We start from the raw sequence: 26,822 nt of genomic DNA, 5'->3' as shown, positions 1-26,822 counted from the left end.
CTCACGAAGGCCCGCGGCGTAGCGTTTCGCGGGGGCCGGACCGGCGGCTATGGGACCTCGCCCGGAAACAGGCGACCCGACTTCCACGGACCGCCCGCGGCGCGAGCCGCGGGCTGTCTTGTTCCGTTCAGATGACGCCCTGAGCCCTGAGGGCTTCGAGCCGCTCCGGCGAGCATCCCGCGCGCGCGGCCAGCACCTCGTCGGTATGGGCGCCGAGGGCCGGGCCGGGCCAGCGCACGCGCCCGGGCGTGGCCGAGAGTTTCGGGAAGGCGTTCTGCATCCGCACCGGCCCGAAGACCGGATGCTCCACCGAGACGATGGCCTCGCGGGCGGCGAACTGCGGGTCCTCCAGCATGTCGGGGGCGCGGTAGACCCGGCTGGCCGGGATTCCCTTGTCCTCCAGCAGCTTGAGCAGGTCGGGCAGGGCGAAGCCCGCCGTCCAGTCGGCGATGATCCCGTCCAGTTCCTGCTGGTTCGCGCCGCGGCTGGCGTGATCGACGAACCTGGGGTCGGTCTTCAGGTCGGGACGGCCCATGGCCTCGGTCAGCCGGGCGTAGACGTTGTCGCCGTTGCCGCCGATCAGGATCATCTCGCCGTTGGCGCAAGGGTAGGCGTTCGAGGGCGCGATGCCGGGCAGGATCGAGCCCGACCGCTCGCGGACATAGTCGGTCAGGTCGTACTCGGTGATCAGGTTCTCCATCACCGCCAGCACGCTCTCGTACAGGGCCGCATCGATCACCTGGCCCAGGCCGGTCCGCTCCCGATGGTGCAGCGCCATGGTGATCCCCATGACCGCGTGCATGGCCGCCAGGCTGTCGCCGATGGAGATGCCGGCGCGCGCGGGCGGCCGGTCGGGCTCGCCGGTCACATAGCGCAGGCCGCCCATGGCCTCGCCGATCAGGCCGTAGCCGGCGCGCTGCGAATAGGGACCCGTCTGGCCGAAGCCGGACACCCGGGCCATGATCAGCCGCGGGTTGACTTTGGCCAGCGCCTCGTAGCCCAGGCCCCACTTCTCCATCGCACCCGGCCGGAAGTTCTCGATCAGCACGTCGGCGCCGGCGATCAGTTCGCGCGCCAGCGCCTGGCCCTCGGGGGTGCGCAGGTTCAGCCCCACCGACTTCTTGTTGCGCCCGATCACCGGCCACCAGGGCGACAGGCCCTTGGGCAGGCTGCGGCCCCACTGGCGCATGGGGTCGCCCGTCTTGGGATCCTCGATCTTGATCACCTCGGCGCCGAAGTCGCCCAGGATCTGGCCGCAGAACGGTCCGGCGATGAGCGTGCCCATCTCGATCACCACCAGATCGGAGAGCGGGCCCGGCGGGGGGGCGGCTGAAGAGGCGGCGGCGGCGGCGGTGTCGGTCATGATGCATGCCATACCCGCGGTGACGTAGCGCGACCAAGAGCTCAGTCCGCCGCGACGGCGCCGGGGTCGCGCATCGCGCCGCATGGCGCGGGTGCGGCCGCCAATGCTACGCTGTCCCGCAGATCGGCGAGGCTGGCGCAGGCGCCCGCCAGGACAGCGGAGTCACAGGACGCAGCCCGGATCGGACAGTTCGAAGCCGGCCGATACGGCCTTGCCGCTCTCGGCCCCGTCGAGCGTGCTGACCGCGCTTGCCCAGGCGCCCCTGGGCGTGGCGATCTTCGACCGCGAGATGCGGTACATGGCGGCTTCGCGCCAGTTCCTGACCGACCAGGGCCTGCCCGGCGACACGCCGCTGGTGGGGCGCCGCCACTACGATGTCTTTCCGGAGGTGCCCCAACGCTGGCGCGACATCCATGCCGACGTGCTGCGCGACGGGGCCTCGTTCAGCCATGACGCCGACCCGTTCGTGGACCGGGACGGACGCCTCGAATGGATCCGCTGGTCGATCGGCCCCTGGCGCGACGAGGCCGGCCGGATCGGCGGGCTGGTGCTGTACACCGAGGTCGTGACCGCCGCCGTGGAGGCGCGCATGGCCCTGGAGGCCGCCGAGGCCCGCTATCGCGCGGTGTTCGACCAGGCCGCCATGGCCGTGGCCCGGGTGGCGCCCGACGGGCGGTTCCTCGAAGTCAACGACCGGTTCTGCACCCTGGTGGGCTACGATCACGAAGAGCTGCTGGAGCTGAATTTCCAGGACATCACCCATCCCGAGGATCTGGCGGCCGACGTGGCGCGGGCCCAGGACCTGGCCGACGGCGCGACCGACATGCTGAGCGCCGAGAAGCGCTATGTGCACAAGTCGGGGGAGCCGGTCTGGGCGCACCTGACCGCGGCCATGGTGCGCAAGGCCTCCGGCGAGCCGGACTATTTCGTCTCGATCATCGAGGACATCTCCGCGCGCAAGGCCGCCGAGGGCGTGCAGGCGCGCCACCGGGAACAGCTCCGCCTGCTGGTCAACGAGCTGAACCACCGGGTGAAGAACACGCTCGCCACCGTACAATCCATGGCGTCCCAGACCCTGCGCGCCGAACCCGAGCCGCGGTCCGCCTACGAGAAGTTCGAGGCCAGGCTTATGGGCCTTTCGCAGGCCCACGACCTGCTCACGCGCGAGCGCTGGCACGGCGCCGATCTGGCGGCCGTGGCCGAACGCGCGCTGCGCCCGTTCGCCGCCGCCAATTCGACCCGCGTGACCGCCAGGGGCCCCTCGGCGCGCCTGCCTCCTGGCGCGGCGCTCACCCTGGCGCTGGTGCTGCATGAGCTGGCGACCAACGCCGTGAAGTATGGCGCCTTGTCGAACGACGAGGGCCGCGTGGCCCTGAACTGGACGCTGGACGAAGCCGATCACCACCTCACCCTGACCTGGGTCGAGACCGGCGGTCCGCCCGTGAGGCCGCCCACCCGCCGCGGCTTCGGCTCGCGGCTCATCGAGCGCAGCCTGAAGAGCGAGCTCGGCGGCCAGGCGGCGATGACCTACGCGCCCGACGGCTTCCGCTGCGCGCTGGAGGCGAAGCTGCCGCCGCCCGGCGAGACGCCGGGGCCGTTCGACGCCGAGGCCTGACGAGGGCGCCGCAGCGTAGGGTTTCCTTCCGGGCGCGGCAGGCCTAAACGCGGCGCATGGCCGACTATGCGATCGCCCCGCCGCCGCAGCCCGTCGTCCCCGTGGAGGGCGAGACCGCGGCCTTCCCGGTCCGGCGGATCCTCTGCGTGGGACGCAACTGCGCCGCCCACCGCCGCGAGATGGGCGGCGACGACCGCGACCCGCCGTTCTTCTTCACCAAGCCGGCCGACGCCGTCGTGACCCCGGGCCGCGACCCGGCCTATCCGAGCCGCACGGCCAACCTGCACCACGAGATCGAGCTGGTCGTGGCGATCGGCGCGGAGGGCGCCGACGTGGCCCCCGACGCGGCGCTGGACCTGGTGTTCGGCTACGCCGTCGGCGTCGACCTCACCCGGCGCGACCTGCAGGCCGCGGCCCGCGACAAGGGCCAGCCCTGGGACGCGGCGAAGGCCTTCGACGATTCCGCGCCGATCTCGGCGATCCGCCGCTGGAGCGGGCCGGCGCCGCAAGGCCGCATCACCCTGTCGGTCAACGGCGAGACCCGTCAGGACGCCGTGGTCGCCGACATGATCTGGAACCTGCCCGAGATCGTCTCCGAAGCCTCCAAGCTGTGGCGGCTCATGCCCGGCGACCTGATCTTCACCGGCACCCCCGAGGGCGTCGGGCCGCTGGTCCGCGGCGACCGCGTGGAGGGAGAGGTGGACGGCGTGGGCCGGCTCGCCTTCGAGGTGACCTGATGGCCTGGACGCTGCATTCCGCCTGGCGCGCCACGGCGCCCTATCGCGTCCGCATCGGCCTGGCGCTGAAGGGCGTGGCCTACGATTACGCCGCCGTCGACCTGCTGGCCGGCCAGCAGCGCGAGCCGGCCTATCGCGCGGTGAACCCCCAGGGCCTGACCCCGGCGCTCGACCTCGGCGACGGCCACGTGCTGACCCAGAGCCTCGCCATATTGGAATGGCTCGAGGAGACCCGGCCGCAGCCGCCGATCCTGCCGCGCTCGGCCATGGACCGGCAGACCGTGCGCACCATGGCCACGATCGTCGCCTGCGACATCCATCCGCTGAACAACACCCGCGTGGGCCGCAAGCTGCACAAGCTCGGCCTGTCGCAGGAGGCGATCCTGGAGTGGACGCAAGGTTGGATCCGCGACGGCTTCGACGCCCTGGAGCCGCTGGTGGCCCGGCACGGGGGCGTCTTCGCCTTCGGGGACGCGCCCACCATCGCCGACTGCTGCCTGATCCCGCAGGTCTACTCGGCCAACCGCTACCAGGTGGACGTCAGCGCCTGGCCGGCCATCGCCGGCGTAGCCGCCCGCGCCGCCCAGAACCCGGCCTTCCAGGCCGCGCACCCGAACAACCAACCGGACGCGAAGCCAGCGTGATGCCCCATTCCCTCGACGAGCTGAAGGCCAAGAACCGCGCGTGGGCGGCCGGCAAGGTCGCCGTCGACCCCGGCTTCTTCAAGCGCCTGGAGGGCCAGCAGGCGCCTGAGTATCTGTGGATCGGCTGCGCCGACAGCCGCGTTCCGGCCAACGAGATCGTCGGGCTCGACCCCGGCGAGCTGTTCGTCCACCGCAACGTGGCCAACCTGGCCCCGCCGCAGGACGCCAACTACCTGTCGGTGCTCCAGTTCGCCGTCGACGTGCTGAAGGTGAAGCACATCCTCGTGGTCGGCCACTACGGCTGCGGCGGCGTGGCCGCGGCCGTCGACGGCCAGCGGCGCGGCCTGGTCGACCACTGGCTGCACCCGATCCGCGAGGTGCACCACGAGCACCGTCACGAGCTGGAGGCCCTGCCCGGCGAACGGGAGAAGTGGGATCGGCTCGTGGAGCTGAACGTCATCCGCCAGGTGCGCAACGTGGCCTCCGACGTCTTCGTCACCGAGGCCTGGAAGCGGGACCAGCCGCTGAAGGTGCACGGCTGGGTCTACACGCTGTCGAGCGGGCTGGTGACCGACCTCAACGTGACCGTGGGCGGGCCCGAAGACCTGGCCAAGCTCGACGGTTAGGCTGCGGACTCGATCAAGCGACCCCCATTGTCATCGCCCGGCTTGTCCGGGCGATCCATGAACACGAACATCGGCCGGCTTGGGTGGCGGCGATGCCGCGTCCCGACACGCTCGCTCGGCGTCTATGGGTGGCCCGGACAAGCCGGGCCATGACGATTCATAATGTTTTCAATCCATTGATCGGGCCTTCAAACTAAGGCCGGCCCTCGGAATTTGTTGCTCTAGCCGCCCTTCACCCGAACGCGCGCCTTGGCCTGACGGCCTTCGCCGTCCACCACCGTGACGCCGTAGAACCCCGGTCCGTCGGGACGCCAGATCACCCGCCCACCGACCGGCTCGGCCGCAAGCGGGCTGCCGTCGACGTACCAGGCGAGGTCGGCGCCCCGCGCCGCCAGCGACAGTCCGCGCGCCCGTGGCCCGAAGCCCTCCACCTGCACGGTCGCCCCGTCCGGCGGGAAGATCAGGCGCGGCCCCCCGTTGCCGGTCTTCAGCGCCTGCAACGCCGGCGGCGCCGCGCGCGGCGCGATCGGACGCGGGGCGGCGGGCGGCGCGCCCAGCAGGTCGGCCGCCTGGAAGAGCAGAGGCAAGGCGGAGTCCCGGCCGGTGACGCCGCCACGCGCGCCGCCGTCGGCGCGGCCGGTCCAGACCACCACGGCGTAGCCGCCCACCACCCCGGCGGCCAGGGCGTCGCGGAAGCCGTAGGAGGTGCCGGTCTTGTAGGCCATGGCCGGGCGCCCGCGCAGCAGAGCGGCGGGGCCCGAGCCTTCGGGTGGCGGAGTCTCGCGCAGGATGTCCAGCACCTGGTGGGCGGCCTCGGCGCGGACCAGACGGCGGCCCGGCTGGCGGCGCACGCGCGCCGCCTCGGCCTCGGTCCAGGCCAGCGGCTTGGCCACGCCGTCGTCGCCCAGGGCGGCGTAGAGCAGCGCCAGGTCGCGCAGGCTGATCCCCGCCCCGCCCAGGGCCAGGGCCAGGCCGGGCGCGCGGGTCTCGGCGTTGGGGCGCTTCAGCGTGATCCCGGCGCCGGTCAGCCGCGCCTCGAACGCCTCGGGCCCCACATTGGCGAGCGTGGCCACCGCCGGCACGTTCAGCGACTGGGCCAGGGCCTCGCGCGCGGTGACCTTGCCGTGGAACACCCGGTCGAAGTTCTCGGGCTGGTAGTCGGCGAAGCGCAGGGGGGCGTCGTCGATCTGGGTGTCGGGCGCGGCGATCCCCTCCTCGAAGGCGAAGGCGTAGATGAAGGGCTTCAGCGTCGAGCCGGGCGAGCGCAGGGCGCGGGTCATGTCGATCCAGCCGCCGCGCGCCGACAGCCCCGACGAACCCACCGCGCCGCGCACCGCGCGCCCGTCAATCTGCACCACCAGGATCGCCGCGGTCTCCTGCGGGCCCTCGGCGGCGGCGGCCGCGCGGGCCAGATCCTCCAGCCGCCCTTGAAGCGCCGCGTCGAGGGTCGAGACCACCGTGGACTGGCCGGGCGGCGCGGCCCGCGCCAGCTCGCCCGCGGCGTGCCAGGCTCGCGCCGGGAAGACGGCCCGGCCCGGCAGGGGATCGGCGTCGGCCTCGGCGACCGCTTGCGATGGAATCTCGCCGGCGCGGGCGATGCGGGCCAGCACCTGGCGCCGCGCGGCGCGGGCGGCCACGGGATGGCGGTCGGGCCGGCGGGCCTCGGGCGACTGCGGCAGGGCGATCAGCAGGGCCTGTTCGGCGTTGGTGAGGCTCTCGGGCTCGTGGCCGAAGTACGAGAGGCTGGCGGCGCGCACGCCCTCCAGGTTGCCGCCGTAGGGCGCGAGCGTGAGGTAGAGGCCGAGGATCTCGCGCTTGGAGAAGCGGGCCTCGAGCTGCACGGCGCGCGCCGCCTCGACCAGCTTGGACCCGAGCGTTCGAGGCCGGGGCTCCAGCAGTCGGGCGGTCTGCATGGTCAGCGTGGAGGCGCCGGAGACGACGTGGCCGCGCACGAGCGCCGAGCCGGCGGCGCGCACGACGGCCAGCGGATCGACGCCCGGATGGATCCAGAACCGCGCGTCCTCCACCGCCACGACGCGCTTCAGGAACGTGGGGTCGGTGCGGTCGAGGTCGGCCCGCAGCCGCCAGCGGCCGTCCTCCACCGGCAGCGCCCGCAGCCAGCCGCCGTGACGGTCCAGCACCACCGGCGAGGCGCTGTCGGCCCGCGTCAGGTCGGGCGGGAACGCCACGTCCAGCGCGAACGCCGCCGTCTGCAACGCCATGAAACCGATCAGCCCCTGGGTGAGGCGACGGATCAGCACGCTCACGGCCCCGGCGCGATGGCCGTGCGGCGGGCGGCGGTGCGGGCGCTGACCGCCGGACGGTACATGTCGCGCGCCTCGGCGCCGGGCAGCAGGAACTCGCCGGGCGTCACCGCGCGGGCGATGTAGGCGAAGGCGAACTCCTTGTTCCCGGCCAGGTCGACGGCGGAGACGTAGCGGTCGTCGCGCGCCTCCTGGACGCTGGCGTCGGTCAGCTTGCCGAGGAAGCGGAACGGGCCGTCCTGGGCGTCGCCCGCGCCCAGCACCGTCTCGATCTCGAAGCCGGCCGGCAGCGGATCGTCCACCACCAGCGCCAGGCTGCGCGACTGCTGCGAGCGGCCCGAGACGCGCACCACCACCCGGTCGCCCTGGCGCACGGCCGAGGGATCGACCGCCGCGCCCTTCAGGGTGAAGAGCTGTTTGTCGAGCGTGAGACCGCGGGCTTCCGCCGCCGGCGCCTGGACGGGCGCGCCCGAGACCGTGACCGTGCGCCAGATCGCGCCGGTCCCGGCGTTGGCGAAGCGCACGCCCGCGAGCCGCCCCACCGACCAGCGCGGGGCGCCGCCGGCCGAGGCCAGGGGCGTGGCGCCGCTCGCCTCGATCTTCACCGGCCCGGCGGCGCGCAGCATGAAGTGGGCGGCCTGCAGCAGGCGCGCCTGCTCCTGGGTGTTGAGGTCGTCGGGGTCCTTCACCGCGCCTTCGAGGCGGCCCTGGAGCGAGCGGGCCAGCGCCGTCTCGTTGGCCTCGTAGGCCAGGGCGATCACGGCCGAGAGGTCGCGCAAGGGGCTCTGGTACCAGTCGGTCTGGTCCTTCCAGCCCAGGGACGCGGCGGCCTGGCGGAAGGCCGAATGCGCCCGCGCCCGGTCGCCCATCAGGGCCAGGCCCGCGCCCACCTGGGCCTTGGCCAGCGGCGAGGCCTCGGACTTCATGGCCACGTCGTGCCACCAGCGCAGGCGGCCCAGGTCGCCGCGGCCGCCCTTGGCCAGCACGTAGAGCGCATAGGCCGAGGCGCGCCGGCGCATCCGCTCGGTGGCCTCGCGCGAGGCCTTGGGCGTGGCCGCCCACCAGTCGGGATAGTCCAGGCGGTAGGCGACGTTGGCGTAGCCGTCGGGCCGCGAGACGAGCCGCATGGCGGCCATCGCCCGGTCCAGCGCCGCCTGCGGCACGGGCGCGCCCAGCCTGCGCGCCTCCAGCAGGAAGTCGGTGGCGTAGGCGCCCAGCCAGGGATCGGCCTGGGCGTCGCCCACCCGCCACAGGCCGAAGGCGCCGTCGAGGCTCTGGCGGTCCAGGAGCTGGGACACCGCCTGGTTCAGCGCAGGCGTGGTGCGGGCCAGCTTGGCGTCGATCTCGCGCCCGTAGAGGATCGGATAGGCGTGGGAGACGAGCTGCTCGGTGCAGCCATAGGGATAGCGCGACAGCGACTCCGCGATCGGCCCCGGATCGAAGCCGCGGAAGGGCGAGTAGCTGACCTGGAGGGTCGTATCGCCCGCCGCCAGGCCCGCCAGCAGGTCGGGCGTGGGCGCGAACGCCTGACCGGGTTGTTGGAGGGTGGTGGTGACGCGGGTCACCTTGCCCCAGCCCAGCCGGCTCTGGATCGGGATGTCGCGGCCTGTCGAGAAGCCGGGCCCCGTCACCTTGAAGCTCACCTGGCCGATCCCGGCCACGCGCGGCGCGGCGAAGGCGATGCGCTCCACCGTGCGCTGGCCCACCGCCAGGGCGAACACCCGCTTGAGCGCGGCGAGGAAGCCGCCCTGGCCCGAGATCGTGGCCGTGTAGTCGCCCGGCTTGCCTTCCAGGTTGTGCAGCTCCAGCGTCGCGAAGGCGTGATCGCCGGGGGCCACGAAGCGGGGCAGGTTCAGCTCGGCCACCACCGGCTCGCGCACGGTGAGCGGCTTGGAGGCCGCGCCGACCGCGTCGTCGGTCCAGGCCACCACCATCAGCCGCAGCTCGCCGTTGAGGTCGGGCGCCGGCAGGTGGATCACCGCGCGGCCGGCGCGGTCGGTCTCGATGACGCCCGACCACAGGGCCACGGTGCGGATCGGCGTGACGGTCAGGCCCTCGCCGCCGATCTCGTCGCCGCCGAAGTTGACGTTGGCCGGCGCCCCCAGGTTGGGATCGAGCAGGCGGCCGTAGTCGTCGCGGTAGTCGACGGCCAGCGCGCGCTTGCCGAAGTACCATTTCACCGGATCGGGGCTCTTGAACTTGGTGATCCGCAGGATGCCCTCGTCGACGGCGGCCACGGTCACCCGCGCCTTGCCCGCGAAGCCCGCGCCCTTGATCGTCACGGGGATGTCGAGCGCCGCCTTCGAGCCTGCCTTGGCCGGTGTCCCCAGGGCCACGTCCAGCTTCCGCCCCTTGGGATCGAGCGGCACATAGACCAGCCCCAGCGCCCGGCGCGGCTTGGGCGCGGTCACCGCGTCGCGCGGCTGGATCACGCTGACCAGCACATAGGCCCCGCCGCCCCACGAGGCGTCGGACTTGAGCTTCACCGTCGCGCCCTTGTCGGTGACGCTGACGGTCTTGAAGTCGACGATGCGGTCGGTGGCCACGGCGATCTGCGCCTCGCCGGCGTAGGGCGGCTTCAGGGTGATCTCCACCGTGTCGCCCTGGGCGTAGGCCTTCGTCCCGGCGGAGACGCGCACCATGTCGGGCGCCTCGACGTCGCGGGCGGGCGCGCCCCAGCCGGCGGCGAAGCGGATCACGCTGGAGGCGCCGTCGGGGCCGGTGAGCTCCAGACGGTAGTCGCCCCAGCCCAGGCGCCGCGCGATGCGGGCCGGCTGGGCGGCGGCCACGTTCAGCGCGCCCTTCTGCACCACCACGTCGCGGCTGGTGCGCCGCCATTGCCAGCGGCCGTCCTGCTGGAACCAGTCGTAGTTCCAGGTCTCGGCGATCAGGCGGTATTCGACGCCGGCCTGGGCCTTGCGGCGGCCGAACGCATCGACCGCGATGACGTCGAGGCTGACCAGAGGATCCTTGCCGCCCACCGCCTCGCCCACGTCGACCTTGGTCCCGAGGTAGTAGGCCGCCGGGCGCACCTTGAAGGTCGCGCTCTCGCGCACGGGCCGCCCGCCCGGCTCGAACACCGAGGCGGTCACCAGGGCCTCCAGCGGCTGGGCGCTGTCGTGGGCGGCGTAGGTGGGCAGGTGCAGGACGGCGTGGCCCTCGCCGTCGGTCACGGTGGTCTCCAGGTCGAGGTACTGCTCGTCGAAGGGCTCGCGCTGGTCGCCCCATTCATAGCCCTCGAACTGCGGGAAGGGGTTGGCGTCGACCCGCAGGCGGGCCTCGCCCTGGGTCTGCAGGCCAGCGCCGGCCGCGCCATAGAGGAAGCGGGCCGACACCTCGATGGCGCGCGTCTCCTCGGCGCGCAGCGGAACCTGCTCGTCGCCCTTGGTCGTCACGTCCAGGCGCTGGGGCGCGAAGTCCTCGACGGCGAAGGTGAGTTCGCCCGCCGGCTGGTCCAGGCCATCGATCTCGACCGTGGCCTTCCAGCGCCCGCGCGGCGCGTTCTTCGGCAGCTCCACATTGGCCGCGGCCGAGCCGTAGGGGACCTTGTCGAAGGTGTAGCGGATCAGCTCCACGCCCGAGGGCCGGCGCACGACGATGGCGCCCTTGCGCTGCTTGATCGCGCGGGCCTCACGGTCGCGCAGCAGGGTGTTGAGATGCACCGTCTCCCCGGGCCGGTAGACCCCGCGGTCGGCGTAGAGATAGGCGTCCACCGGCCCGCCGGCCGTGGGGCCGTCGACGCGCCCGCCGACGCCCTGGCGCGACAGGTCCACCGGCGCGCGGTCGAGATCGAGCACCGCCAGGTCGCCCTGGGCGCCATAGGCCATGACCATGCGCGCGGTCTCGGCGCCCTCCCCCTTCAGCAGCGGCTTGTCGAAGCGCACGCGGCCCGAGGCGTCCGACTTGCCCTCGGCCAGGTCCTCGCCGTTGGCCGCCACCAGCGCCACCCGAAGGCCCGACAGCGTCTTGGCCGACTGCAGCGAGCGGACCACCACGTCGAGCCCCTCCGAGCCCTGGTAGGCGGTCAGCGCCATGTCGGTGAACATCACCCAGCGCCGGGCCTGGGCCGGCGGATTGGGATCGTAGCCGTCCTCGTCGTCGTCGGCCTTGAGGTCGCGCCCGCCCGAGGCGTCGCGGGCGATGATGACGTAGCCGCCGGGCTTCATCTCCTTCAGCACCGCGCCCAGCGGGAAGACCGTGGTGGCCTTCTGACCCTGGGCGCCGCGCACCGTCACCTCGCCCTTCCAGACGCGGCGGCCCTCGCCGCGGGGCGTGTCGTCGCCCCAATAGCCGGGATACTCGCCCTCGGCCGTGGGCTCGGGCGCGCTGATCGAGCGGCGCACGAGGTTGCGGTCGACCACGCGCCAGACCTCGATCGACAGCTTGGAGACGTTGATCGTCTCGATGCCGATGCCGTCGGCCTCCTCGCGCGGCAGGATCACGCCCTCGCCGGCGAAGCCCACATAGGGGGGCTTGTCGCCCGAGTTGAAGGCCACCTCGGCGTTCTTCGCCAGGGTCTCGCCCGAGAGCGCGGGCAGGCCCTTCAGCAGGGCGATGGTGCGGTCGGCGAAGCCCACGCCGGAGACGCAGAGCTCGTCATCCTTCACGGTCACCGCCGGCTTGGCGTCGAGCTCGGGCGACACCAGCACGAAGTCGCCGTAGGCCTTGGTCGGGTCGAGCGGGCGGCTCATCTGCACGCAGGCGCGCGGCTGGGCGGCCGAGGTGTCGATGCGCGAGCGCCAGACGGCGAAGTCCTCGGGCTTGGGGATTCCGCGGCGGCGCGCGTCGGCCGGCCGCGGCTTGCCGAACAGCGACCAGCCCGGCCCGGAGACCGCCTGGGCCGACGGCGCGGCGGCCGGATGCGTCAGGGACTGGATCAGGCCGGTGGCGAGCGCGCCGCCGCCGAACGCGGCGATCGCGACGAGGGCCGCGGCCACGACGGGCACGCGCCCCGTCCGCAGACGGTCGATCCAGCCGCGCCAGCCCGGCCGGGGGTCCTGCGGCTGCGATCCGTCGCCCTGAGACATGGCCCCTCCGAACTCCACTCAGGGTGGATGGGACCCCGCGCGGCCGGGCGCGTCAACGCTACTCGGCCGCGTCGAGGGCTCAATCAAACAACCCTCGTCGTCATCGCCCGGCTTGTCCGGGCGACCCATGAACACGGACAGCGGCCAGTTCGGCGGCGGCGGCGCGGCGTCCTGGCCTACGCGCGCAGCGTTCATGGATGGCCCGGACAAGCCGGGCCATGACGACCTATGAGGTTTTCAAGCTGTTGAGCGAGCCTTCAGCCCGGGGCGCGCTCCATACTTTTGAATCTCGAGCACGATTCAGCGGTCAGGTGATTCCACCTGACCCCATCGTACCCTAGGCCAGCTTGATCTCCTTCAGGCGCTCCTGGAGGTAGCCGTCGGCGGTGATCGGCTCGGGGTAGAGATCCGGGTGGGCCGCGTCGACGCAGTTGGGCAGCGTCTTGATCAGGAAGTCCGAGTTGAAGTGCAGGAAGAACGGCGTCGAGTAGCGCGGGAAGCCGCGCCGCTCCGGCGCCGGATTGACCACGCGGTGGGTCGTCGAGGGCAGGCGGTTGTTGCAGAGCCGCTGCAGCATGTCGCCGATGTTGATCACCAGGGCGCCGGGCGGCGGGTTGATGGCGATCCAGCGCCCATCGTGGTCCTTCACCTCCAGCCCGGCCTCTTCGGCGCCGAGCAGCAGGGTGATGACGTTGATGTCCTCATGGGCGCCGGCGCGGATGTGCGGGCCGTCCTGCGGCACGGGCGGATAGTGCAGCAGGCGCAGGATCGAATTGCCCACGTCGACGGTCGAGTCGAAGTAGTGGCGGTCCAGGCGCAGGTAGGTGGCGACCGCCTCCAGCACCTTCAGCCCCATGGCGTCCAGCGCGGTGTAGAGCCACTGCACCTTCTCGTGGAACTGGGGCAGCTCGGCGTCGGGCCACAGGTTGTCGGCCATGTGGTCGCGGAACGGGTGGCCGGGCGGCAGGTCGCGGCCGACGTGCCAGAATTCCTTCAGGTCGTAGTGCTCATGGCCCTTGGCGGTCTCGATGCCGAAGGGCGTGTAGCCGCGCTGCCCCGAGACCGAGAGCCGGTACTTCATCTTGGTCTCTTCGGGCAGGGCGAAGAACGCCTTGGTCTCCTTCAGGGCCGCGTCGATCTTCGCCTGGCCCAGGCCGTGGTCGCTGATCACCGCGAAGCCCCAGCGGGCGAAGCTGTCGCCCAGCTTCTGGGTGAAGGCGTCGAAGTCCCCGGCGTAGAGCGCGAAGGAGACGGGTTCGATCTGGTCTTGGATGGCGAGGGCTTGGCTCATGGCCGCTTTCTACACCGCGGCCTCGCCGGCCTCCAGCGCCTCCGCAAGACTGTGCCTCCGATGGAGCCCCGGGGCGCACGAATCGCCCTCCCGGTGGCCCCGGCTCAGCCGGCCGCCGCGCGGCGGGCGGCCGCCTGGGCGTCGTTGTCGGCCTCCTCCGCCTCCTCCTTGGACAGCCGCCGCATCTCGGCGGTCAGCAGCTTCTCCATGGTGGCGCGGCTGTCGCGCGCCGCCATCGCGTAGCGCTCCTCCTCGCCGTAGACCGGCGCGAGCTTCTGCAGCAGCGCCTGGTCGTGCTCGCGGAACACGGCCACGGCCTTCTTGCTCCTGCGCTCGGACAGGCCCAGCCGCACCAGCGCCCGGCGGCCGAACGCCAGGGCGCTCTCGAAGGTCTCCCGCTCGACCTCGTCCCCACCCACCCGGATCAGCTCGTAGGCGTGGCGCCGGTCATAGGCCCGGGCGATGATGGTCAGGTTGGGGAAGTACTCGGTGGCGGCCTTGACCAGTTCGACGGCCTTGTCGCGGTCGTCGATGGCCACCAGCAGCAGCTTGGCCTTGTCGGCGCCCGCCGCGCGCAGCAGGTCCAGCCGGCTGGCGTCGCCGTAGTGCACCGCCCACCCGAAGCGGCGGATCGTCTCGATCTGCTCGATCGACGAATCCAGCAGCACCACCCTGAACTCGTTGGCGGTGAGCAGGCGCGTGGCGATCTGGCCGAAACGGCCGAAGCCCGCGACGATCGCGTCCGGCGCGCCGTCGTCGAACGGCAGGTCCTCCGGCTCGGCCCGACGCTGGACGCGGGCCAGCACCAGCCGCTCGTAGACGGCGAAGGCCACCGGCGTCAGCGCCATGGAGAGCGCGACCACGGCGCTGGCGATGGCCGCCGCCTCCCGGGTCAGCACATGGACGGTGGCTGCGAACGTCAGCAGCACGAAGGCGAACTCGCCGCCCTGGGCCAGCGACACCGCGATGGTGGGCGCGTCGCGGCGGGTGGAGCCGAAGGCCAGGCCCACGCCCCACATGGCCAGCCCCTTCAGCACCATGAGGCCCAGGGTCAGGGCCACGATCAGCACCGGCCGGGCGGCGATGAGGCCGAAGTCGAGGCCCGCGCCCACGGTGATGAAGAACAGGCCCAGCAGCAGGCCGCGGAACGGCTCGATGTCGGTCTCCAGCTCGCGGCGGAACTCGCTCTCGGCCAGCACCACCCCGGCGAGGAACGCGCCCAGCGCCGGCGACAGGCCCACCATCTCCATCAGCGCGGCCACCGCCACCACCAGCAAGAGCGCGGTGGCGGTGAAGATCTCGCGCAGGCGGGCGGCGGCGATGAACCGGAACAGGGGCCGCACGAGATAGCGGCCGCCCCCGACCACCACCGCCACGGCGCCCAGGGTGAGCAGCGTGCGCTCCCACGCCGGCAGGCTTTCGAACACCCCGGGCGCATCCAGCCGCGCGGCGGCCTCGGCGGCGGCGGGGTGGACCGCCAGCAGGGGCAGCACCGCGAACAGCGGGATCACCGCCAGGTCCTGGAACAGCAGCACGCCGAACGCGGCCTGGCCCACCGGGCCCTGGCGCAGGCCCTTCTCCTCCAGGCTCTGCAGCACGATGGCCGTCGACGACATGGCCAGGATCAGGCCGCCCGCCACGGCCACCCGCCAGTCGACGCCCAAACCGTAGGCGACGGCGCCCACCGCCGCGGCGCTCGCGATCAATTGTGCGGCCCCGAGTCCGAAGATCGAGGTCCGCATCCGCCACAGGAGGGCGGGCCGCACCTCCAGCCCGATGAGGAACAGCAGGATCACCACGCCGAACTCGGCGAAGCTGGCCACGTCGGTCACGTCGCCCACGAGGTGGAGGCCGAACGGACCCACCAGCGCGCCGGCGATCAGATAGCCCAGCACCGAGCCGAGGCCGAGCCGCTTGGCGATCGGCACCGAGACCACGCCGGCCGCGAGGTAGACCATGGCCTGAACGAGCGGGGAGTTGGCGTGCATCACGGCTCCGGGTGGAAGTCTCTACCGAGCGACGCGCCGGCCTAATCATCAACTGATGAATTTTTGTGGACGCCCGGTTCTCAAGGGCGCGATTGCGGCGTATCAGGCGGCCATGGCTGACAAGGTACGCAAGGACGCGGTCGAAGCGCTGAGCGGTCTGCTCTTCGACGGCATGACGATCATGGCCGGCGGCTTCGGCCTCTGCGGCATTCCGGAAAACCTCATCGCGGCGATCCGCGACTCGGGGGTCAAGGACCTGACCGTAATCTCCAACAACTGCGGCGTCGACGGCTTCGGCCTGGGCGTGCTGCTGGGCGGCGGCCAGATCCGCAAGATGATCTCCAGCTACGTCGGCGAGAACAAGCTGTTCGCCGAACTGTACCTCTCCGGGAAGCTGGAGCTGGAGTTCAACCCGCAGGGCACCCTGGCCGAGCGCATCCGGGCCGGCGGCGCGGGCATCCCGGCCTTCTACACCAAGACCGGCGTCGGCACCCAGGTTGCCGAGGGCAAGGAAGTCCGCGACTTCGACGGCGAGCTCTATGTCATGGAGCGGGCGCTGACCGCCGACCTGTCGATCGTGAAGGCCTGGAAGGCCGACCACGAGGGCAACCTCGTCTATCGGATGACCGCGCGGAACTTCAATCCGATGATGGCGACGGCCGGCAAGGCCACGGTCGTCGAGGTCGAGGAGCTGGTCCCCACCGGCGAGATCAATCCCGACCACATCCACACGCCCGGCATCTTCGTCGACCGCATCGTGAAGGGCGCGGCCTTCGAGAAGCGCATCGAGCAGCTCACCACCCGCCAACGCACCGCCGAGGGCGCCGCCGCCGGAGAGGAAGTCTGATGCCCCAGGACGCCAAGGGCTGGACCCGCGACCAGATCGCCGCCCGCGCCGCCACCGAGCTGCAGGACGGCTTCTATGTGAACCTGGGCATCGGCATCCCGACCCTGGTGGCCAACTACATCCCGGCGGGCGTTTCGGTGACGCTGCAGAGCGAGAACGGCATGCTGGGCATGGGCCCCTTCCCCTTCGAGGGCGAGGCCGACGCCGACCTGATCAACGCCGGCAAGCAGACGATCACCGCCCTGCCGTCGTCGAGCTTCTTCAACTCGGCCGACAGCTTCGCCATGATCCGCGGCGGCCACATCGACCTCAGCATCCTGGGCGCGATGCAGGTGGCCGCCAACGGCGACCTGGCGAACTGGATGGTGCCCGGCAAGATGGTCAAGGGCATGGGCGGGGCCATGGACCTCGTGGCCGGCGTCAAGCGCGTGGTCGTGGTCATGGAGCACGTCGAGAAGTCGGGCGCGCCCAAGCTGCTCAACGCCTGCACCCTGCCGCTGACCGGTCAGGGCGTGGTGGACGTGGTGATCACCGACCTGGGCATGTTCGAGGTGAACCGCGGCAAGACCCCGCTGACGCTGGTCGAGCTCGCGCCGGGCGTCACCGTCGAGGAGGTGAAGGCCAAGACCGAGGCGGCGTTCAAGGTCGCCGAGACGGTCGCCGCCTAGGACCCAAGCCTAGAGCGCGATCCGCAAAAGTGGAACGCGGTTTTGCGATCAGATCGCGCTCAAATCCTTGATTTAGAGCCTTTTTATCCCGTTCAGATGATTCCATTTGAACGGGAAAGGCTCTAGCGCAGCATGAGGGCCGCCAGGCCCGCGCCGCCCACGGCGATGCGCCACCAGCCGAACACCGCGTAGCCGTGCCGGGTGACGATCGCCAGCATGGCGCGGATCACCACGATGGCGACGAGGAACGAGACGACGAAGCCCACGGCGATGACGCCCGCGTGGCCGCCGTCCAGCATGCCGCGGTTCTCCCAGGCGTCCTTGGCGAAGGCCGCCACCATGGTCGGGATCGCCAGGAAGAACGAGAACTCGGCGGCGGCGCGTTTCTCCACGCCCAGCAGCATCGAGCCCACGATGGTGGCGCCCGAGCGCGACACGCCCGGGATCATCGCCAGCACCTGGAAGAAGCCCACGCCGAGCGAGGTGAGCCAGGGAAGCTGGGTGGCGTCGTGCTCCCGCGCGGGCGGCGCCAGGCGGTCGATGACCAGCAGGACCACGCCGCCCACGATCAGCGACACGCAGATCACCATGGGGCTCTCGAACAGGATCTGCTTGATCACGTCATAGGCGATCAGCCCCACCACGACCGAGGGCGCGAAGGCGATCAGCACGCTGATCGCGAAACGGCGAGCCGCCGGGTCGGTGGGCAGGCGGATCAGCGCCGTCCACAGCTTGGTGAAGTAGAGCACCACCACCGCCAGGATCGCGCCCAGCTGGATCATCACGGCGAAGGTGTCCCAGAAGCCGTCCGGCAGGCCCATGAAGGTCTTGGCCAGCAGCAGATGCCCGGTGGACGAGACCGGGATGAACTCCGTCAGGCCCTCGATGATCCCAAGGATGACGGCATAGGCCCAGTCCGACACGGCGACGCGCTCCAACACAGGTTCGGCGACGCCGAAAGGCGCCGATTATGGTGAATAAGCCGTTCATCCCATAATTGGACTATATCCAGCGCTCGATCGGCTCACGATGTAACATTGGCGTCAGCGCGCGACTCATTTGGTCTACTAATTGGATTATCACCTTCCCAGGGCCCATCGAGGCCCGTAGATGGCGCGCTCGGACCCGGGAGAAACGGCGCCATGGCCGAGCGCATGCTGAAGTTCACCGTCACGCCCAGGGCGACCCCGGAGAAGCGGGCCGCCGACGCTCGCGCGCACGATTTCCACGAGATCTACCGCGACTTCATCGACGCCAAGGCGGCCGAGCAGGCCTCGCGCTGCTCGCAGTGCGGCGTGCCATTCTGTCAGACCCACTGCCCGCTGCACAACAACATCCCCGACTGGCTGCGGATGACCGCCGAGGGCCGGCTGGAGGAAGCCTACGCCCTGTCGCAGGCCACCAACGCCATGCCCGAGATCTGCGGCCGCATCTGCCCGCAGGACCGGCTGTGCGAGGGCAATTGCGTGATCGAGCAGTCGGGCCACGGCACCGTCACCATCGGCGCGGTCGAGCGCTACCTGACCGACAAGGCCTGGGAGGAGGGCTGGGTGCGCCCGCTGACGCCCGGGCCGGCGCGCGGCCGGTCGGTCGGGATCGTCGGCGCGGGGCCGGCGGGGCTGGCGGCGGCCGAGCGGCTGCGCGAACTGGGCTATGCGGTCACGGTCTACGACCGCCACGACCGGCCTGGCGGCCTGCTGGTCTACGGCATCCCCGGCTTCAAGCTGGAGAAGGAGGTGGTGGAGCGCCGCACGCGCCGCCTGGCCGATGGCGGGGTGGAATATGCGCTCGGCTTCGAGGTCGGCCGCGACGCGACGCTGGAGCAGCTGCGCGCCCGCCACGACAGCGTGCTGATCGCCACCGGCGTCTACCGGGCCCGCGACATGGCCGTCCCCGGCGCCGGCTCGGACGGCGTGGTCGCGGCGCTGGACTATCTGATCGCGTCGAACCGCAAGGGGCTGGGCGACGAGGTTCCCGACTTCGACTCCGGCCGGCTGAACGCCGAGGGCAAGGACGTGGTCGTGGTGGGCGGCGGCGACACCGCCATGGACTGCGTGCGCACCGCGATCCGCCAGGGCGCGGCCTCGGTCACCTGCCTCTACCGCCGCGACCGGGCCAACATGCCGGGGTCCGACCGCGAGGTGGGCCACGCCGAGGAGGAAGGCGTGCTGTTCGAGTGGCTCGCCGCGCCCAGGGCCGTGACCGGCGAGGCCGCCAGGGCCGCCGGCGTGCGCGCCGCGCGCATGCGCCTGGGCCCGCCCGACGCGTCCGGCCGCCAGTCGCCCGAGGAGGTGGACGGCGCCGACTTCGACCTGCGCGCCGACCTGGTGATCAAGGCCCTGGGCTTCGACCCGGAAGACCTGCCCACGGCCTTCGCCGCCGAGGATCTCGCCGTCACCCGCTGGGGCACGGTGAAGGCCGACATGCGCAGCATGATGACCTCGATCCCGGGCGTGTTCGCCGCCGGCGACATCGTGCGCGGCGCGAGCCTGGTGGTCTGGGCCATCCGCGACGGCCGCGACGCCGCCGAGGCCATCCACCGCTACCTGACCGCCCACGCCAGCGCCGACGCGCTGGTCGCCGCCGAGTGACGGTCATGGCCGCACGCCCTCATTCGCCGTCATCCCCGGGCTCGTCCCGGGGCCCCATGAACACCGATGTCGGAGATTGCCCTGTGAGCTCGATGTTCATGGGTGGCCGGGACGAGCCCGGCCATGACGAAGTGAGGAGATATGAGGCGGATCGCGACCGCCTGCTGGAGGCCAACGGCGGCTACGACATCACCGCCCAGCACGACGCCTGCGGCGTGGGCCTGGTCTGCGCCATCGACGGCAAGCCGCGCCGCGAGGTGGTGGAGCTGGCGATCCGCGCCCTGAAGGCCGTCTGGCACCGCGGCGCCGTCGACGCCGACGGCAAGACCGGGGACGGGGCGGGCGTGCTGGTCTCGGTCCCGCAGGACTTCTTCGCCGCCCACGTCGAGCGCATCGGCCACGTGGTGCGACCCGGCCCCATCGCCGTGGGCCAGGTGTTCCTGCCGCGCACCGACCTCGGCGCCCAGGAGGCCGCGCGGACCATCGTCGAGGCCGAGGCGCTGCGCTTCGGCTGCTACATCTACGGCTGGCGCCAGGTGCCGGTGGACACCTCGGTGATCGGCGAGAAGGCCAACGCCACCCGGCCCGAGATCGAGCAGATCATGCTGTCGCCGCCGCCGGGGCTGGAGGGTGAGGCGCTGGAGCGGGCGCTGTTCCTCTGCCGCAAGCGCATCGAGCGCCGGGTGATCGAGGCCAGCATCCGCGACTTCTACATCTGCTCGCTGTCGGCGCGCTCGCTGATCTACAAGGGCATGTTCCTCGCCGAGCACATCGACGCCTTCTACCCCGACCTGACCGACCCGCGGTTCCAGGCGGCGGTGGCGATCTTCCACCAGCGCTATTCCACCAACACCTTCCCGGAATGGCGGCTGGCCCAGCCGTTCCGGATGCTGGCCCACAACGGCGAGATCAACACGCTGAAGGGCAACGTGAACTGGATGAAGAGCCACGAGATCCGCATGGCGGCTCAGGCCTTCGGCGAATACCAGGAGGACGTGAAGCCGGTGATCCAGCCGGGCGGCTCCGACTCCTCGGCGCTGGACAACACCTTCGAGGTGCTGGTGCGCGCCGGGCGCGACGCGCCCATGGCCAAGACCCTGCTGATCCCGGAAGCCTGGAACACCCGCTCGGGCGAGCAGATGAAGGAGGCGCACCGCGCGCTCTACGCCTACTCCAACGCGGTGATGGAGCCGTGGGACGGCCCGGCCGCGGTCTGCGCCACCGACGGGCGCTGGGTGGTGGCCGGCAAGGACCGCAACGGCCTTCGCCCCCTGCGCGTGGCCGAGACCGTGGACGGCCTGCTGATCGTGGGTTCGGAGGCCGGCATGTGCCGGGTCGACGAACCGCGCATCGTGCGCAAGGCGCACATCGAGCCCGGCCGCATGCTCGCCGTCGACCTCGTGGAGGGCCGCCTCTACGACGAGGAGGCCATCATCGACCGGCTGGCCGCGCTGCACCCCTACGACCGCTGGCTGGGCAACATCGTCGACCTGGAGGACCGGATCGGCCCCGGCCCCGAGCCGCGGCTCTATGCGCGCGAGGAACTGGTGCGCCGGCAGGCGGCCGCCGGCCTGTCGCTGGAGGACCTCGAACTTGTCCTCGCTCCGATGGTCGAGGACGCCAAGGAGGCCGTGGGCTCGATGGGCGACGACACGCCGCTGGCGGTGCTGTCCGACCGCCACCGGCCGCTCAGCCACTTCTTCCGCCAGAACTTCAGCCAGGTGACCAACCCGCCGATCGACTCGCTGCGCGAGAGCTCGGTCATGAGCCTGAAGACCCGGTTCAAGAACCTGGGCAACATCCTCGCCGAGAGCGAGACGCAGACCGACGTCTTCGTCATGGAAAGCCCGGTCCTCACCAACGGCATGTACGACCGGCTGCTGGAGGTGATCGGCGAGAAGAACTTCGCCCTCATCGACTGCACCATGCCGATCCCGGCGGACGAGGCGCGCGACGGCGACGCCCTGCGCGCCAGCCTGGACCGCATCCGCGCCGAAGCCGAGGAGGCGGCGCTGCGCGGCTGTTCCACCATCGTGCTGAGCGACACGGAATCGGGGCCCGATCGCGTGGCCCTGCCGATGATCCTGGCCACCGGCGGCGTCCACTCCTGGCTCGTGGCCAAGGGCCTGCGCAGCTATGTCTCGATCGTCGTCCGTTCGGCCGAGAGCCTCGACACCCATTCCTTCGCGGTGCTGGTGGGCGTGGGCGCGACGGCGGTCAACGCCTACCTGGCCCAGGAAAGCTACCTCGACCGCCAGGAGCGCGGCCTGACCGGCGAACTGTCGCTCCGCGACCTGTGCCTCAACTATCGCAAGGCCATCGAGGCCGGGCTGCTCAAGATCATCTCCAAGATGGGCATCTCGGTGATCTCGTCGTACCGCGGCGGCTACAACTTCGAGGCCGTCGGCCTGTCGCGCAGCCTGGTGGCCGAGGTCTTCCCCGGCATGCCTTCGCGCATCTCCGGGATCGGCCTGGCGGGCCTGGAATCGAGGCTGGTGGAGCTGCACCGCAAGGCCTGGGACCCGGCGGCGCTCAGCCTGCCCGTGGGCGGCTTCTACAAGGCCCGCCACGCCGGCGAGGCCCACGCCCTGGAAGCGCGGATGATCCACACCCTGCAGCGGGCGTGCGACACCGGCGACTACCAGATCTACAAGCGCTTCTCGGAAAGCGTGCGCAGGCAGCCGCACATCCAGCTGCGCGACCTGCTCGACATCCGCCCCGACGGCGCGCCGATCCAGATCGACGAGGTCGAGAGCGTCAACGAGATCCGCAAGCGCTTCGTCACCCCCGGCATGAGCCTGGGCGCCCTGGGCCCCGAGGCGCACGGCGCGCTGAACATCGCCATGAACCGGATCGGGGCGCGCAGCGTCTCCGGCGAGGGCGGCGAGGACCGGGCGCGCTACCAGCCGCTGCCCAACGGCGACAACCCCAACTCGGCGGTCAAGCAGATCGCGTCCGGCCGGTTCGGCGTCACCGCCGAGTACCTGAACCAGTGCCGCGAGATCGAGATCAAGGTGAGCCAGGGCGCCAAGCCCGGCGAGGGCGGCCAGCTGCCCGGCTTCAAGGTCACCGAGATGATCGCCCGCCTGCGGCACGCCACGCCCGGCGTGATGCTGATCAGCCCGCCGCCGCACCACGACATCTACTCGATCGAGGATCTGGCCCAGCTCATCTACGACCTGAAGCAGATCAACCCCGACGCCCGGGTGACGGTGAAGCTGGTCGCCATGACCGGCATCGGCGCGATCGCCGCGGGCGTGGCCAAGGCAAAGGCCGACATCATCCTCATCAGCGGCAACGTCGGCGGCACCGGCGCCTCGCCGCAGACCTCGATCAAGTACGCGGGCGGCCCGTGGGAGATGGGGCTCAGCGAAGCCCACCAGGTCCTGACGCTGAACAACCTGCGCCACTTCGTGCGGCTGCGGACCGACGGCGGCATCCGAACCGGCCGCGACGTGGTGATCGCCGCCATGCTGGGCGCCGAGGAGTTCGGGATCGGCACCGCCAGCCTGATCGCCATGGGCTGCATCATGGTGCGCCAGTGCCATTCCAACACCTGCCCGGTGGGGGTCTGCACCCAGGACGAGGCCCTGCGCGCCAAGTTCACCGGCACGCCGGAAAAGGTGGTCAACCTCTTCACCTTCATCGCCGAGGAGGTGCGCGAGATCCTGGCGAAGCTGGGCGCGCGCTCGCTGCTGGAGATCGTCGGCCGCACCGACCTCCTGATGCAGGTGAGCCGCGGCGGCGAGCACCTGGACGACCTCGACCTCAACCCGCTGCTGGTGAAGGCCGATCCCGGCCCGAACAAGCCCTACTGCACCATGGCCGGCCGCAACGAGGTGCCCGACGCCCTCGACGCCCAGATCGTGCGCGACGCCGCCCCCATGCTGGAACGCGGCGAGAAGATGCAGCTGACCTACACGGTGCAGAACACGGCCCGCGCCATCGGCACGCGGACGTCGTCGCACATGGTGCGCACCTTCGGCCTCGACGGCCTGCCGCCCGGCCACCTGACCGTCCAGCTCCGGGGCTCGGCCGGCCAGAGCCTGGGCGCCTTCGCCGTCCAGGGCCTGCGCCTGGAGGTGACGGGCGAAGCCAACGACTACGTGGGCAAGGGCCTGTCGGGCGCGACCATCGTGATCCGGCCCTCGCCGCATCTGGCGACCGCGGCCAGCCGCAACGCGATCCTGGGCAACACCGTGCTCTACGGCGCCACCTCGGGCCGGCTGTTCGCCGCGGGCGTGGCCGGCGAGCGCTTCGCCGTGCGCAACTCGGGGGCGACGGCGGTGATCGAGGGCTGCGGCGCCAACGGCTGCGAGTACATGACGGGCGGGACGGCGGTGATCCTGGGGCCCGTGGGCTTCAACTTCGCCGCCGGCATGACCGGGGGCATGGCGTTCGTCTACGACCCGGACAACCGCTTCCCCGCCGTGCTGAACGCCGAGAGCGTGGTGAGCGGCCGCGTCGCCGGCGAGCACTGGCAGGATGTCCTGCGCCAGCTCGTGGAGGAGCACGGCCGCGAGACCGGCTCGGTCCTGGCCAGCGACCTGCTGCGCAACTGGGACGTCGCGGTGCAGCGGTTCTGGCAGGTGTGCCCCAAGGAGATGGTGGGCCGCCTCGAGCATCCCCTGGAGGCCGAAGAGACCGTGCACGAACGCGCCTGAGCCCTTTCCCTCCCCTTCATGGGGAGGGTCGACGCGCCGCAGGCGCGCGGGGTGGGGAATACAGGATCAGGCTCGGAGCCACGACTTCCCCACCCGTCTCTCGCTGCGCTCGAGCCACCCTCCCCACGAGGGGGAGGGAAGGCTTCAGCTCGCCTCCGGCTCCGGCCCCGTGTAGCGCGCGCGGGGGCGGATCAGCCCGCCGCCCTGGCCCTGTTCGATGGCGTGGGCGATCCAGCCGGCGCAGCGGGCCACGGCGAACAGGGCGAACGGCGCATCGGCCGGCAGCCTGAAGGCCTCGCAGGCGGCCATCAGGGCGAAGTCCACGTTGGGCGGCAGGCCGGTGGCGGCCAGTACGGCGTCGCTCAGCCGCGCCAGGGCGGCGGGCGGCTCGAACCGTTCCAGCAGGGCGGCGGCGCGGGGATCGCCGTCGGGATAGAGGTTGTGGCCGAAGCCCGGCAGGCTGCGTTCGTCGGTCAGCCGGCCCTGAATCGCCTCGCGCGGCCCCGCCTGCGCCGCTTCGGCCGCGAAGTTGCGCACCGCCGCGGTGGCCCCGCCATGCCGCGGACCCGACAGGGTCGACAGCCCCGCCAGCGCCGAGGCCGACAGCGACGCGCCCGTCGAGGCCGCCACGCGCGCCGCGAACGCCGAGGCGTTCAGCTCGTGGTCGGCCACCAGCACCAGGATGCGGCGGATCAGGTCGGCTCCCGGGCCGCCGGGCCCCAGCCCCCAGGCGAAGGCCAGCCGGTTGTGGATCGCGCCGCCGCCCACCTCGCCCGCGATAGCGTCGGTCAGCACGTCGAGCAGGGTCGCGGCCTCGACCGCCAGGGCCAGCGGCGCGCGGCCCAGGGCGGGTGCGTCGACGGCCGCCCGCCGGGCCAGGGCCAGGAACGCGCGCGTGCGCATGTCGGGCGCATCGGGCGGCTTCGGCCGGTCGGTGCGCTTCAGGGCCGCCCCATGGCCGCCCCGCAGCAGCCGCGCCACCGACTCCAGCGTCTCGGTCTCGGCCAGGCGGACGGCGTCGCGGCCCCGGTAGTAGAGCCGCCCGCCGCTGACGGTGGTGATCGCCGAGGACAGCACCGGCTCGCCCCAGCTGATCGCCCCGGCCGCCACGTCCGACAGCTTGCGGCTCCTCTGCTTGCGCTCGGCCAGGGCGGCGATGTCGGCGGCCCGGTAGAGGCTGCGGCGCGGGTCGTGCGGATCGGGCCGCGTGCTGACCCGCCCCCGGCTCACATAGGCGTAGAGGGTCTGGGGCCGCACGCCCAGGCGGTCGCGGGCTTCCTCGGCGGCGATCCAGTCGGTTGACGTCATATATTGATTATATTGATCAAGATTGACGCCGACAGCTTGAAGGCATTTTTCTCCGTCCGCAAGAGAGATGGAGACCTCCCATGATCGTTGCTTCCGATGGCCTCGAAGGCGTCGTCGCCGCCGAAACCGTGCTGAGCGAGGTGGACGGGGCGAACGGCGTCCTGATCGTCCGCGGCCGCTCGCTGGACGAACTGGCCGGGCACGCCGCCTACGAAGATGTGGTGGGCCTGCTGTTCGACGGCTTCTACGAGGACCTGCCGCGCGACATCCCCGCCGCGCTGGGCGCCGCGCGGGTCGAGGTGTTCGCCGAGGTGGCGGCGCTCGACACCGGCCTCCTCGACCGCACGCCGATCGAGGCGATGCGCGCGCTGACCGCCCGCCTGGCCGACGGCGACGACGCCCAGGTGGCGCTGCGGCTGCTGGCGGCGCCGGCGGTGTTCACGGCGGCCGTGGTCCGCGCCCAGGCCGGCGAGGCTCCCGTGGCGCCCGATCCGACCCTGCGCCACGCCGCCGACATCCTGCGCATGCTGCGCGGACGGCCGGCGACCAAGGCCGAGGCCGATGCGCTGGACACCTACCTCGTCACCGTGGCCGACCATGGGCTCAACGCCTCGACCTTCGCCGCCCGGGTGGTGGCCTCCACGCGCGCCGGCCTGACTTCGGCCGTGCTGGCGGGGATCAGCGCGCTGAAGGGGCCGCTGCACGGCGGCGCGCCGGGGCCGGTGATCGAGATGCTGGACGAGATCGGCGAGCCGGCGAACGCGCGCGCCTGGATCGAGGCGGCGCTGGCCCGCGGCGACCGGCTGATGGGCTTCGGCCACCGGGTCTACAAGGTGCGCGACCCGCGCGCCGACGCGCTGAAGACCGCCGTGCGCTGGCTCGACGCCCGCCAGGGACGGCTGGAGTTCGCCGAGGCGGTGGAGGCGGCCGCGCTGGCCATCCTGCGCGAGCACAAGCCCAACCGGTCGCTGGAGACCAACGTCGAGTTCTACACCGCGCTGCTGCTGGAGGCGCTCGCCTTCCCGCCCAGCGCCTTCACCTGCGTCTTCGCCATGGGCCGGGTCGCCGGCTGGCTCGCCCACGCCCGCGAACAGCTCGCCGGCGGCCGGCTCATCCGCCCGGCCAGCCTCTACGTCGGCCCTGCGCCCCGGAAAGCGGCCTAGCTGAGAGTCATTTGCGCTGGCGGACG

The 26,822-nt window shown here is 71.8% G+C and carries 16 protein-coding genes; 9 read left to right on the top strand and 7 right to left on the bottom strand.

Annotated elements, in window-relative coordinates:
• Positions 1 to 127: 127 nt before the first annotated feature.
• Positions 128 to 1,363 carry a CoA transferase gene (locus GC203_RS07390; RefSeq protein ID WP_293452905.1) on the bottom strand — a complete coding sequence of 412 codons (1,236 nt, stop codon included), beginning with the start codon at positions 1,361 to 1,363 and terminating at the stop codon, positions 128 to 130.
• A 235-nt stretch (positions 1,364 to 1,598) separates the two neighbouring features.
• On the opposite strand from GC203_RS07390, the gene GC203_RS07385 reads away from it, so the two are divergent.
• Genes GC203_RS07385 through GC203_RS07370 form a run of 4 tightly spaced genes read left to right on the top strand, consistent with a single transcriptional unit; the run spans position 1,599 to position 4,985 of the window.
• On the top strand, positions 1,599 to 2,978 hold the full coding sequence (locus GC203_RS07385; RefSeq protein ID WP_293452903.1) for a PAS domain S-box protein: 1,380 nt from the start codon (positions 1,599 to 1,601) through the stop codon (positions 2,976 to 2,978).
• A gap of 56 nt (positions 2,979 to 3,034) precedes the next feature.
• Positions 3,035 to 3,715, top strand: coding sequence for a fumarylacetoacetate hydrolase family protein (locus tag GC203_RS07380; protein ID WP_293452901.1), 681 nt, complete (start codon positions 3,035 to 3,037; stop codon positions 3,713 to 3,715).
• A complete protein-coding gene (gene maiA / locus GC203_RS07375; RefSeq protein WP_293452899.1) occupies positions 3,715 to 4,359 on the top strand; it encodes a maleylacetoacetate isomerase in 645 nt (214 codons plus the stop codon). The genes GC203_RS07380 and maiA overlap by 1 nt, the downstream gene beginning before the upstream one ends.
• On the top strand, positions 4,359 to 4,985 hold the full coding sequence (locus tag GC203_RS07370) for a carbonic anhydrase (protein WP_293452897.1): 627 nt from the start codon (positions 4,359 to 4,361) through the stop codon (positions 4,983 to 4,985). Before maiA ends, GC203_RS07370 begins: the two co-directional genes overlap by 1 nt.
• 221 nt (positions 4,986 to 5,206) lie before the next feature.
• Here GC203_RS07370 and pbpC read toward each other — a convergent pair whose 3' ends face one another.
• The 4 genes from pbpC to GC203_RS07350 all read right to left on the bottom strand — a co-directional run bounded on the left by pbpC (position 5,207) and on the right by GC203_RS07350 (position 15,555).
• Positions 5,207 to 7,207, bottom strand: a complete 2,001-nt coding sequence (gene pbpC / locus GC203_RS07365; protein WP_293453192.1) for a penicillin-binding protein 1C — start codon at positions 7,205 to 7,207, stop codon at positions 5,207 to 5,209.
• A gap of 41 nt (positions 7,208 to 7,248) precedes the next feature.
• Entirely contained in the window at positions 7,249 to 12,276 is a 5,028-nt protein-coding gene (locus GC203_RS07360; RefSeq protein WP_293452895.1) for an alpha-2-macroglobulin, read from the bottom strand.
• Positions 12,277 to 12,613: 337 nt separating this feature from the next.
• A complete protein-coding gene (locus GC203_RS07355; RefSeq protein ID WP_293452893.1) occupies positions 12,614 to 13,567 on the bottom strand; it encodes a 2-oxoglutarate and iron-dependent oxygenase domain-containing protein in 954 nt (317 codons plus the stop codon).
• 104 nt (positions 13,568 to 13,671) lie between these two features.
• Positions 13,672 to 15,555 carry a monovalent cation:proton antiporter-2 (CPA2) family protein gene (locus tag GC203_RS07350; protein WP_293452891.1) on the bottom strand — a complete coding sequence of 628 codons (1,884 nt, stop codon included), beginning with the start codon at positions 15,553 to 15,555 and terminating at the stop codon, positions 13,672 to 13,674.
• Between the two features lie 112 nt (positions 15,556 to 15,667).
• On the opposite strand from GC203_RS07350, the gene GC203_RS07345 reads away from it, so the two are divergent.
• Positions 15,668 to 16,402, top strand: a complete 735-nt coding sequence (locus GC203_RS07345) for a CoA transferase subunit A (protein ID WP_293452890.1) — start codon at positions 15,668 to 15,670, stop codon at positions 16,400 to 16,402.
• On the top strand, positions 16,402 to 17,070 hold the full coding sequence (locus GC203_RS07340) for a 3-oxoacid CoA-transferase subunit B (protein ID WP_293452889.1): 669 nt from the start codon (positions 16,402 to 16,404) through the stop codon (positions 17,068 to 17,070). Before GC203_RS07345 ends, GC203_RS07340 begins: the two co-directional genes overlap by 1 nt.
• Positions 17,071 to 17,192: 122 nt before the next feature.
• Here GC203_RS07340 and GC203_RS07335 read toward each other — a convergent pair whose 3' ends face one another.
• Positions 17,193 to 17,993 carry an undecaprenyl-diphosphate phosphatase gene (locus tag GC203_RS07335; protein ID WP_293452888.1) on the bottom strand — a complete coding sequence of 267 codons (801 nt, stop codon included), beginning with the start codon at positions 17,991 to 17,993 and terminating at the stop codon, positions 17,193 to 17,195.
• 219 nt (positions 17,994 to 18,212) lie between these two features.
• Between GC203_RS07335 and GC203_RS07330 the strand changes: the two genes are divergently transcribed.
• Both GC203_RS07330 and gltB read left to right on the top strand, forming a co-directional pair.
• Positions 18,213 to 19,661, top strand: coding sequence for an NAD(P)-dependent oxidoreductase (locus tag GC203_RS07330; RefSeq protein ID WP_293452887.1), 1,449 nt, complete (start codon positions 18,213 to 18,215; stop codon positions 19,659 to 19,661).
• 92 nt (positions 19,662 to 19,753) lie between these two features.
• The gene (gltB, locus tag GC203_RS07325) at positions 19,754 to 24,325 is read left to right on the top strand and encodes a glutamate synthase large subunit (RefSeq protein ID WP_293453190.1); all 4,572 of its coding nucleotides are present in this window, start codon (positions 19,754 to 19,756) and stop codon (positions 24,323 to 24,325) included.
• Positions 24,326 to 24,469: 144 nt separating this feature from the next.
• Here gltB and GC203_RS07320 read toward each other — a convergent pair whose 3' ends face one another.
• The gene (locus GC203_RS07320) at positions 24,470 to 25,633 is read right to left on the bottom strand and encodes a citrate synthase (RefSeq protein WP_293452885.1); all 1,164 of its coding nucleotides are present in this window, start codon (positions 25,631 to 25,633) and stop codon (positions 24,470 to 24,472) included.
• 80 nt (positions 25,634 to 25,713) lie between these two features.
• Between GC203_RS07320 and GC203_RS07315 the strand changes: the two genes are divergently transcribed.
• Complete coding sequence (locus GC203_RS07315) at positions 25,714 to 26,796, top strand: citrate synthase/methylcitrate synthase (protein ID WP_293452883.1); 1,083 nt, start codon at positions 25,714 to 25,716, stop codon at positions 26,794 to 26,796.
• Positions 26,797 to 26,822 lie beyond the last annotated feature (26 nt).

Source organism: Phenylobacterium sp. (genome assembly GCF_016124325.1).
Taxonomy (GTDB): Bacteria; Pseudomonadota; Alphaproteobacteria; order Caulobacterales; family Caulobacteraceae; genus Phenylobacterium.
This window is presented reverse-complemented; position numbering and strand designations above follow the sequence as displayed.

Coding starts and splice junctions, on each gene's coding strand:
- GC203_RS07330 (WP_293452887.1), top strand. CDS start 18,213: ATGGCCGAGCGCATGCTGAAGTTCACCGTCACGCCCAGGGCGACCCCG.
- GC203_RS07315 (WP_293452883.1), top strand. CDS start 25,714: ATGATCGTTGCTTCCGATGGCCTCGAAGGCGTCGTCGCCGCCGAAACC.
- GC203_RS07345 (WP_293452890.1), top strand. CDS start 15,668: ATGGCTGACAAGGTACGCAAGGACGCGGTCGAAGCGCTGAGCGGTCTG.
- GC203_RS07355 (WP_293452893.1), bottom strand. CDS start 13,567: ATGAGCCAAGCCCTCGCCATCCAAGACCAGATCGAACCCGTCTCCTTC.
- GC203_RS07340 (WP_293452889.1), top strand. CDS start 16,402: ATGCCCCAGGACGCCAAGGGCTGGACCCGCGACCAGATCGCCGCCCGC.
- GC203_RS07390 (WP_293452905.1), bottom strand. CDS start 1,363: ATGACCGACACCGCCGCCGCCGCCGCCTCTTCAGCCGCCCCCCCGCCG.
- gltB (WP_293453190.1), top strand. CDS start 19,754: ATGTTCATGGGTGGCCGGGACGAGCCCGGCCATGACGAAGTGAGGAGA.
- GC203_RS07370 (WP_293452897.1), top strand. CDS start 4,359: ATGCCCCATTCCCTCGACGAGCTGAAGGCCAAGAACCGCGCGTGGGCG.
- GC203_RS07380 (WP_293452901.1), top strand. CDS start 3,035: ATGGCCGACTATGCGATCGCCCCGCCGCCGCAGCCCGTCGTCCCCGTG.
- GC203_RS07350 (WP_293452891.1), bottom strand. CDS start 15,555: ATGCACGCCAACTCCCCGCTCGTTCAGGCCATGGTCTACCTCGCGGCC.
- GC203_RS07360 (WP_293452895.1), bottom strand. CDS start 12,276: ATGTCTCAGGGCGACGGATCGCAGCCGCAGGACCCCCGGCCGGGCTGG.
- GC203_RS07320 (WP_293452885.1), bottom strand. CDS start 25,633: ATGACGTCAACCGACTGGATCGCCGCCGAGGAAGCCCGCGACCGCCTG.
- maiA (WP_293452899.1), top strand. CDS start 3,715: ATGGCCTGGACGCTGCATTCCGCCTGGCGCGCCACGGCGCCCTATCGC.
- pbpC (WP_293453192.1), bottom strand. CDS start 7,207: ATGGCGTTGCAGACGGCGGCGTTCGCGCTGGACGTGGCGTTCCCGCCC.